The 7,213-nt window shown below is 69.7% G+C and carries 7 protein-coding genes; 1 reads left to right on the top strand and 6 read right to left on the bottom strand.

What is annotated here, in order from left to right; all coding sequences use genetic code 11:
• Nucleotides 1-344: 344 nt before the first annotated feature.
• The 5 genes from EPN98_RS20080 to EPN98_RS20060 form a co-directional block, all read right to left on the bottom strand.
• Nucleotides 345-1,115, bottom strand: a complete 771-nt coding sequence (locus EPN98_RS20080) for an acyl-CoA thioesterase domain-containing protein (protein ID WP_293364709.1) — start codon at nucleotides 1,113-1,115, stop codon at nucleotides 345-347.
• A gap of 26 nt (nucleotides 1,116-1,141) precedes the next feature.
• Entirely contained in the window at nucleotides 1,142-2,413 is a 1,272-nt protein-coding gene (locus EPN98_RS20075) for a dicarboxylate/amino acid:cation symporter (protein ID WP_293364708.1), read from the bottom strand.
• Between the two features lie 66 nt (nucleotides 2,414-2,479).
• Complete coding sequence (locus EPN98_RS20070; RefSeq protein WP_293364707.1) at nucleotides 2,480-2,656, bottom strand: hypothetical protein; 177 nt, start codon at nucleotides 2,654-2,656, stop codon at nucleotides 2,480-2,482.
• A 61-nt stretch (nucleotides 2,657-2,717) separates the two neighbouring features.
• Nucleotides 2,718-3,518, bottom strand: a complete 801-nt coding sequence (locus EPN98_RS20065; protein WP_293364706.1) for a peptidylprolyl isomerase — start codon at nucleotides 3,516-3,518, stop codon at nucleotides 2,718-2,720.
• A 258-nt stretch (nucleotides 3,519-3,776) separates the two neighbouring features.
• On the bottom strand, nucleotides 3,777-4,391 hold the full coding sequence (locus EPN98_RS20060) for a beta/gamma crystallin-related protein (RefSeq protein ID WP_293364705.1): 615 nt from the start codon (nucleotides 4,389-4,391) through the stop codon (nucleotides 3,777-3,779).
• A 208-nt stretch (nucleotides 4,392-4,599) separates the two neighbouring features.
• On the opposite strand from EPN98_RS20060, the gene EPN98_RS20055 reads away from it, so the two are divergent.
• Nucleotides 4,600-5,301 carry a pirin family protein gene (locus tag EPN98_RS20055; RefSeq protein WP_293364704.1) on the top strand — a complete coding sequence of 234 codons (702 nt, stop codon included), beginning with the start codon at nucleotides 4,600-4,602 and terminating at the stop codon, nucleotides 5,299-5,301.
• Between the two features lie 53 nt (nucleotides 5,302-5,354).
• Here the strand turns inward: EPN98_RS20055 and EPN98_RS20050 are convergent, their stop codons facing one another.
• Nucleotides 5,355-7,175, bottom strand: coding sequence for a HAMP domain-containing methyl-accepting chemotaxis protein (locus EPN98_RS20050; protein WP_293364703.1), 1,821 nt, complete (start codon nucleotides 7,173-7,175; stop codon nucleotides 5,355-5,357).
• Between the last annotated feature and the right edge of the window lie 38 nt (nucleotides 7,176-7,213).

Below are 7,213 nucleotides of genomic sequence, written 5' to 3'. Positions count from 1 at the left end.
GGTTCGGCCTTCGCCGCCGCAGCCAGCGTCGTCGCCAATCCGTAGGCGCAGTCGACGAGCCCCTCCAGCATCTGGAGCTCACGCGCATCGCGGGCGGCCTCGGTCGACATGAGAACAAAGGTAGAACATTCATCTGGGTTCGTCAAGACGCCGCCTAGTGTCCGGTGTCTGGCGAGACGCCGAGGAATGGCTTCGACCCGTCGTGGACCCTACCTCCCCCGCGCAGCGGCGGGAGGTAAAGTCCGCAAGCCACCCACGGGCGACATTGAGAACGCCCGCTCGTCGACAGGTCTCGGATGGTGCTCAGAGGACGTGCGGATGTCCCCCCCGAAGCGAGGGAAACTTCAGAGCTTTCGCTTCTGGGCCAGGGCGGTGCAGCTGGCGGAGCCGATGTGGCCTTCGATGTCGTGGAGCAGGCAGTCGCCCACGGCCACGCCGTCGGTGGCGCCGTGGGTGAGGCTTTCGAAGCCGATCCACTCGCCCACCGGTTCACGGTGCAGGTACACGGTGACGTCGGTGTTGATGTAGCCCAGGCCCTGGTCGCCGACGTGGGCGAAGGGGCTGGCGAAGTCGGCGGCCACGGCGACGCGCTGGAAGGGCGTGAGGTCGAGGCCGTCGACGATCTCGCGCACCTCGGCCATCCAGGTGCGGCGGGGCTCGAAGCCGCGCATCGTCCCGGAGATCGGACGCATCTTCCACATGCCGCCCATCGGGCCGTCCTGGGGCGGCGTGTCGTCGGGGGCCGGCGCGCCCCAAGGCTCGCGCTTCCAGACGTTGCCGGGGGCGTTCTCGGTCTTGCGCAGTAATTGGCAGGTGGCGCGGCCTGCGCTGACGCCGCCCGAGATGAACTCGGCGTCGATGACCTTGATGCGGTAGCCATCCTTGACCGCGCGGGTGACCACCTCGACCGGCGACAGGTCGGGCAGCTTGTACATGTCGACCGTCAGGCGGGCGGGCATGTAGTCGGCGCCGCCGTGGCGGCGCTCGATCTCGGCGCCCAGCAGGCCGATGATCACCCGGCCATGCAGCGAGTTCTTGTCCCAGGGGCCGATGCCGGCGTTGGTGGGGACGAAAAGTTCGCCGTCCTTTCGAAAGAAGGGTTCGTTCTGCGTCATGTCGGGCGGGAACCTGCCGGAACGGCTCAGGCTTGGCTAGCTTCCGCTGCGTCGGGCTCCAGCTCGTCCTTCGCCAGGATCGCGGTCACCGCCATGTCGCCGGTGACGTTGCCCAGGGTGCGGAAGATGTCGGGGGCGACCTCGACGGCCAGCAGGATGGGCAACAGGTCGATCGGCAGGCCCAGGGCGATGCAGATGGGCGCCACGCTGACGATGAACGACACCTGCCCCGGCAGCCCTACCGACCCCACGCTGACCGCCAGGGCCACGAAGACGGCGCCGGTGTACTGCAGCGCCGTGGGTTGCAGGCCGTAGACGTGGGCCACGAAGATGCAGGCGGCCAGGTTCACGGCCGGGCTGGTGAAGCGGAAGACCGCCACCGCCAGCGGCAGCACCACATTGGCGATCCGTTCGGGCACGCCGAGTTCGTCGCGCGACCGCTCGATCATCGCCGGCAGGCAGGCCAGCGACGACTGGGTGGCGAAGGCCGCCGCGAGCACCGGCGAGGTGGCCTGCGCCCAGCGGCCGACCGGCACCCGGCCGACGGCAATGGCCAGGACGTAGCCGATGATCGCGATGACCAGCCCCGCCATCGAGGCCACAATGATGTACTGGCCCAGCACGCCCGCCGCGCCGACACCCGCGCGCAGGCCGACGCCCAGGCCGAGCGCGAAGACGCCCAGCGGCGCCACGACCAGCACCCAGCGGACGATGACGATCATCGCCTCGCCCAAGGCGTCGAACACGTCGAGGAGGACCCGGCCCTTGCCGCCCGGCAGGCGGGTGATCGCGAAGCCCACGAAGATGGCGAACACCACCACCGGCAGGATCGCATCCTCGGCGGCGGCCTTGATCGGGTTGGAGGGCGCCAGGCTCTTCACCCAGGCGACGAAGTCAGGGGCCGTGGCGATGTCGGCGGCGGGCGCCTGGGCGCCGGCCCGCAGCGCCGCGGAGGCCGCCTCGCTCACCGGCCAGGCCGCGAGCACGCCGTTGACCAGCAGCACCGAGGTGACCGCCGACAGCAGCAGCAGGGCCAGGAACCAGACCACAGCGCGCACCGCCAGCCGGCCGGTGGCCGCGGCGTCCGACACCTGGGCTATGCCGCTGACCAGCACCGCGAAGATCAGCGGCACGACGGTCATCCGCAGCGCGTTGAGCCACAGGCCGCCCAGCGCCTCGACGCCTTCGACCACGCGGGTGGCCGGACCGCCGCCATAGGCCGCAGCGGCGGCGCCGACGGCCACGCCCAGGGCAAGCGCGATCAGCACCTGGACGCTCAGGGATTTCAGGAACTTCAACTTGGCCCCGCTGGCTGCTCAGCCCGCGATGTGGCCCGCGCCGGCGCGGAAGGGCAAGGGGAAGCGCTAGCCGGCCTTGGGCTGGTAGCGAACCGACAGCGAAGCGGGCGTCGAGCCATCGGCGTCGCGCAGTCGGGTGGCGACATCCTGCAGCGCGGCGTCCTGGTCCGGAAAGCGGGCCAACTCGGATCCTTCACTGCGGACGATCCACTCGCCGGTCTCTTCGACAACTTCGTAACGCATGGAGCGGCGTTTAGGGTGAACGCCCGATCTGCAACAACTGCGCGCATCGTCGCACGGCGGTTCACCTGACGCGCGAAACCACCTCGACGTCGCAGATGGTGAACGCCGCCCCCTTCTCCCGCTTGAGCGCGGCGACCCGGGCCTGGAAGGCCGGCCCGCGGGTGTCCATCACCTCGAGGCTGGGTCGCTCGGGCGGCGGCAGGTCGGCCAGCATGCGGACCTTGAGCATCAGGTCGGGAACCTTGGGCGGCTCGCCGACCGCCACGGTGTTGATCGCGCTCTGGCCCGCGACGACGCGTCCGACCACCGTGTACTCGTGGTCCAGCCGGCGCGCGGGCGCGCGCATGAAGAAGATCTCGCTGTTGGCGGTGCCGGGATCGGCCTGGCGGCCCATGCCGACGACGCCCGGGCAATAGGCGCCCCAGCCGCGGATGCGGGGATCGGGCCGCAGCGCCTGTTCGGCCGCCGACACCGCCTGGAAAGGCGTCGCGCCCACGAAGCCTTCACGGGCGTCGCTGCGCTCCACGACGACGGCGGCCAGTTCCGGCGCGATCCGGAACGAGAACTCAGGGGGCAGATCCGGATGCTTCGACGCTCCGCCGTCGCGGTTGTTGGGATTGCCGGTCTGGGCGACGAAACCGTCCAGGACGCGGTGGAACTGCAGGCCGTCGTAGACGCCCTCGCGCACGAGCTGGCGGATCCGCGCCACGCCCTGCGGCGCGAACTCGGGCCGCAGTTCGACGATCACCTGGCCCTTGGTCGTGCCGATGACGACGGTGTTGTCCGGGTCGAGCGGACGCCAGTCGCCGGAGGCGCCAGGGGGTGGGCCGGCGCCCATAAGGAGTCCAGCGACAGCGATCACCCCCAAAGCTCGAAACATCGTGGCCCCCGGTTTCAGCAAGCATGCGGGACGCAGCCCGATTTGCGAAGCCGCCGAGGGCGGGGTCGGTCCAGCGGGCGAGGTCGCGCCGACCTGTCCGACAGCTTGCGAACCGCAGGCGCTGTCGGTTGAACCGCGGAGACCGTGGAGGGACGCAGAGCGGCGGGCCGACCTCTCTCCTCTGCGAATCTCTGCGCTCTCCGCGATTGAATCGCCCGCAGGAGAGCGGCCAGCGAAGGCTTAGTACTTCCGGCAGAGCAGGTCGCGGATCACCGACGAGCGACCGACCGGTTCGCCGTCGGGGCCGATCGCCTCACGGGCCCGCTCGCTGGAGTCGAACCAGACCGCGCCGCCCAGGCCTTGCGCGCGGCAGAAGGCGTTGGCGCCGCGGTCGCCCGCCGCCACGTCCACGCCGCGGACGGTCGGGCGCGCGAAGAAGACCGTGCGGGCGCCGTCGACGCCACGCGAGCCGCCCTGCCAGCCGCCGCCGGGGTAGCCGCCGCCGGGACCGCCCGGATAGCCGCCGCCGGGCCGGCCGGCCGGCTCCATCGACGAGACCTGGGCCATCAGCCCCAGAGTGTGCAGGTTGGCCACCTCGCCGCGGACCTCCTGGCAGCGGCCGCGGAAGTCGTCGTGCTCGCAGATCAGCCAGCGCCCTTCGAAGCGGGCGCTCTGGGCGCGATCGTTGAAGCGCCACTTGCCGAGATCAGGCGCCGACTGGGTGATGGTGACCGAATTGCCCTGGAAGTTGGGCTGGTCGTACAGCGTGGCCGAGCCGCCACGATAGGGCTGGGCGCTCGCAGCGCCGGCCAGGGTCAGGGCCGCGAAGGCCGCCAGGTAGATCGTCTTGGACATCGGGGCCTCCATAGCCGGTATGGCCGCCACTGAAGCTGAGCCGTGATGAACGACGGCTGACACGCCGGCGCAGGCTTGTGTCAGCTTCGGCCTATTCATGCCCATATGGATACAATCATCTTCTGAAATGCCCATTTATCCCCGAATGAGACATATTACCTTGTCCTCCCAAGACGGCGCGCTCCCCCGCGCCTAAGGAGAGACACAGATGATCGACAAGCGTCCCTTTGCGCGCCTCGGCGGCGCCGACCACGGCTGGCTCAAGGCCCGCCACCACTTCTCGTTCGCCAGCTACTACGACCCGGACAACATGGGCTGGGGCCCGATCCGGGTGTGGAACGACGACGAGATCGCCCCCAACTCCGGCTTCCCGCCGCATCCGCACGCCGACATGGAAATCGTCACCTACGTCCGTCAGGGCGCCATCACCCACCAGGACAGCCTGGGCAACCAGGGCCGGACCGAAGCCGGCGACGTGCAGGTGATGAGCGCCGGCAGCGGCATTCGCCACGCCGAGTACAACCTTGAGCCGGAGACCACGACGCTCTTCCAGATCTGGATCGAGCCCTCCACCACCGGCGGCAAGCCCAGTTGGGGCGCCAAGCCCTTCCCGAAGGGCGACCGGGCGGGGAAGTTCGTAACCCTGGCCAGCGGCGTGCCCGGCGACGACGACGCACTGCCGATCCGCACCAACGGCCGCGTCTCGGGCGCCACCCTCAAGGCCGGCGAAACCACCGAGTACGTGCTGGGGAAGGACCGCCACGCCTATCTCGTCCCCGCGGTCGGCTCGGTCGAGGTCAACGGCGTTCGCCTGAACGCCCGCGACGGCGCGGCGGTGAAGGACGAGGACGTGCTGAAGGTCACGGCCCTGGAAGACGCCGAAATCGTGCTGGTCGACGCCGCCGCATAGGCCGCGAAGCCGAGACCCCGCCCTGACCGCAAGTCCGGGCGGGGCTTTCCGGGTCAGGCGGCGTGGCGCGTCCGCGCGGCCGCGGTCCGAGCAGACGCGCCGCCTATGCGGAACTGCCGGACCAGGGCGAACAGGTGATCCACCTGCTGGTTCAGAGTCAGGGTCGCGGCGGTCGACTGCTCGACCATCGCGGCGTTCTGCTGGGTCATCTGGTCCATCTGGTTCATGGCCGAGTTGACCTCAGCCAGGCCGGTCGATTGCTCGGCGGACGACTGGGCGATGTCTGAAACCAGGCTGTTGATCTCGGTCACCTGGCCCAGGATGCGCTCCAGTGCTTCGCCGGTACGGCCGACGAGGTCGACGCCCTGGCCCACCTGCTGGGTCGAATTGGAGATCAGCGCCTTGATCTCCTTCGCGGCCTCGGCCGAGCGCTGGGCCAGACCGCGGACCTCCGAGGCCACGACCGCGAAGCCCTTGCCGGCTTCGCCCGCGCGGGCCGCTTCGACGCCGGCGTTCAGCGCCAGCAGGTTGGTCTGGAACGCGATCTCGTCGATGACGCCGATGATCTGGCCGATCTGCTGCGACGACTGCTCGATGCCGCTCATGGCCTGAACCGCTTCGCGGACGATGACGCTGGAGTCCTCGGCGTCGGACTTCGAAGCCGCGACGACCGCCTGGGCGCGCCGGGCGCCCTGGGCCGACGTTGCGACCGTGGCGGTGACCTCGTCCAGGGCAGCCGCCGTCTGCTCGAGGTTGGCCGCCTGCTGTTCGGTGCGTCGCGACAGGTCGCCGGCGGCGGCGCCGATCTCGCCGGAACCCGAACGGATCGCCTCGGCGGCGTCCACGATGGTGCGCAGCGTGTCTTCCATCTTTGCGATGGCGTCGTTGAAATCGACCCTCAGGCGCTCGTAGTCGCCGTCGAAGGTCTGCTCCAGGCGGAAGTCCAGCTCGCCGGCCGACAGGCGATGCAGGCCGTCGGCCAGCCGCTCGACCACGTCGCGCAGAGCCTGCTCGCGAGCCCGCCGCTCGGCATTGACGGAGCTCTCGGCCTCCATCTCGGCGAGACGCCGGCGTTCGTCGGCCTCAGCCGCGGCCTTGGCGACGATCATCTCCTGGAAGCGGCGTACAGCGCGGCCGATGTCGCCCACTTCGTCGCGACGCTCGGCGCTCTTCAGCTCGCGGTCGATATCGCCGTCGGCCAGGTGGCCCATCTCCTCGGCCAGGTCGTTGATCGGCCGCACCACCGAGCGCAACGCCAGGATCACCAGCCCGATCCCGAACAGGATCGCGACAGCGACCGAACCCGCCATGAGCGACTTTCCTACGAGGGATTGCCGCTCGGCTGCGGCGGCGTCGGCGCTGGCCGCCGCCTCGATCTTGTCTGAAGCGGCGGCCATGGCGACTTCCAGCGTGTCGAAGCTCTGCTTGAACGCGGGCATCCGGGCCTTGGCCGCAGCCGGATCGGTGGCCTCGAGCCTTCCGATCTCCGTCGCCTGGCGGATGTAGTCGTCCAGCGGCCGGGCGAGGGCGTCGAGGGCCTGCTGGATCGAAGGATCGACCGCCAGTTCACGGCTGGCGCGCAGCGCGTCCCGGAACTCCTTCTCGTGCTCGGTCAGGTCCTTGGTCGCATCCGCCAGATTGATCCCCATTTCGGGGTCGGCGCTGGCCAGCACCGACAGCACGTCCGAGCGCAGCGCATCGTGCATCATGTCGGCGTGAAGGTGATTGCGCAGCAGCGTCGACGAGACCGACGACCGGTGCAGCGCGTCCGTAAGCGTGGCGGCGACCCAGAGTCCGCAACCCGCCGACGCAGCGCCCAGCGCCAGGACCGCGATACCGGAAAATACAACCTTTTGACGAATACTATTGAGCAAAACGGACCCCCATCCGGTGATGGCGGAGAGAAAGCGCC

It is taken from the genome of Phenylobacterium sp. (assembly GCF_004299445.1).
Taxonomy (GTDB): domain Bacteria; phylum Pseudomonadota; class Alphaproteobacteria; order Caulobacterales; family Caulobacteraceae; genus Phenylobacterium.
The sequence above is the reverse complement of the archived record's forward strand: the minus strand, read 5'-3'. Positions and strand labels throughout refer to the sequence as shown.

Coding starts and splice junctions, on each gene's coding strand:
- EPN98_RS20070 (WP_293364707.1), bottom strand. CDS start 2,656: ATGCGTTACGAAGTTGTCGAAGAGACCGGCGAGTGGATCGTCCGCAGT.
- EPN98_RS20080 (WP_293364709.1), bottom strand. CDS start 1,115: ATGACGCAGAACGAACCCTTCTTTCGAAAGGACGGCGAACTTTTCGTC.
- EPN98_RS20060 (WP_293364705.1), bottom strand. CDS start 4,391: ATGTCCAAGACGATCTACCTGGCGGCCTTCGCGGCCCTGACCCTGGCC.
- EPN98_RS20055 (WP_293364704.1), top strand. CDS start 4,600: ATGATCGACAAGCGTCCCTTTGCGCGCCTCGGCGGCGCCGACCACGGC.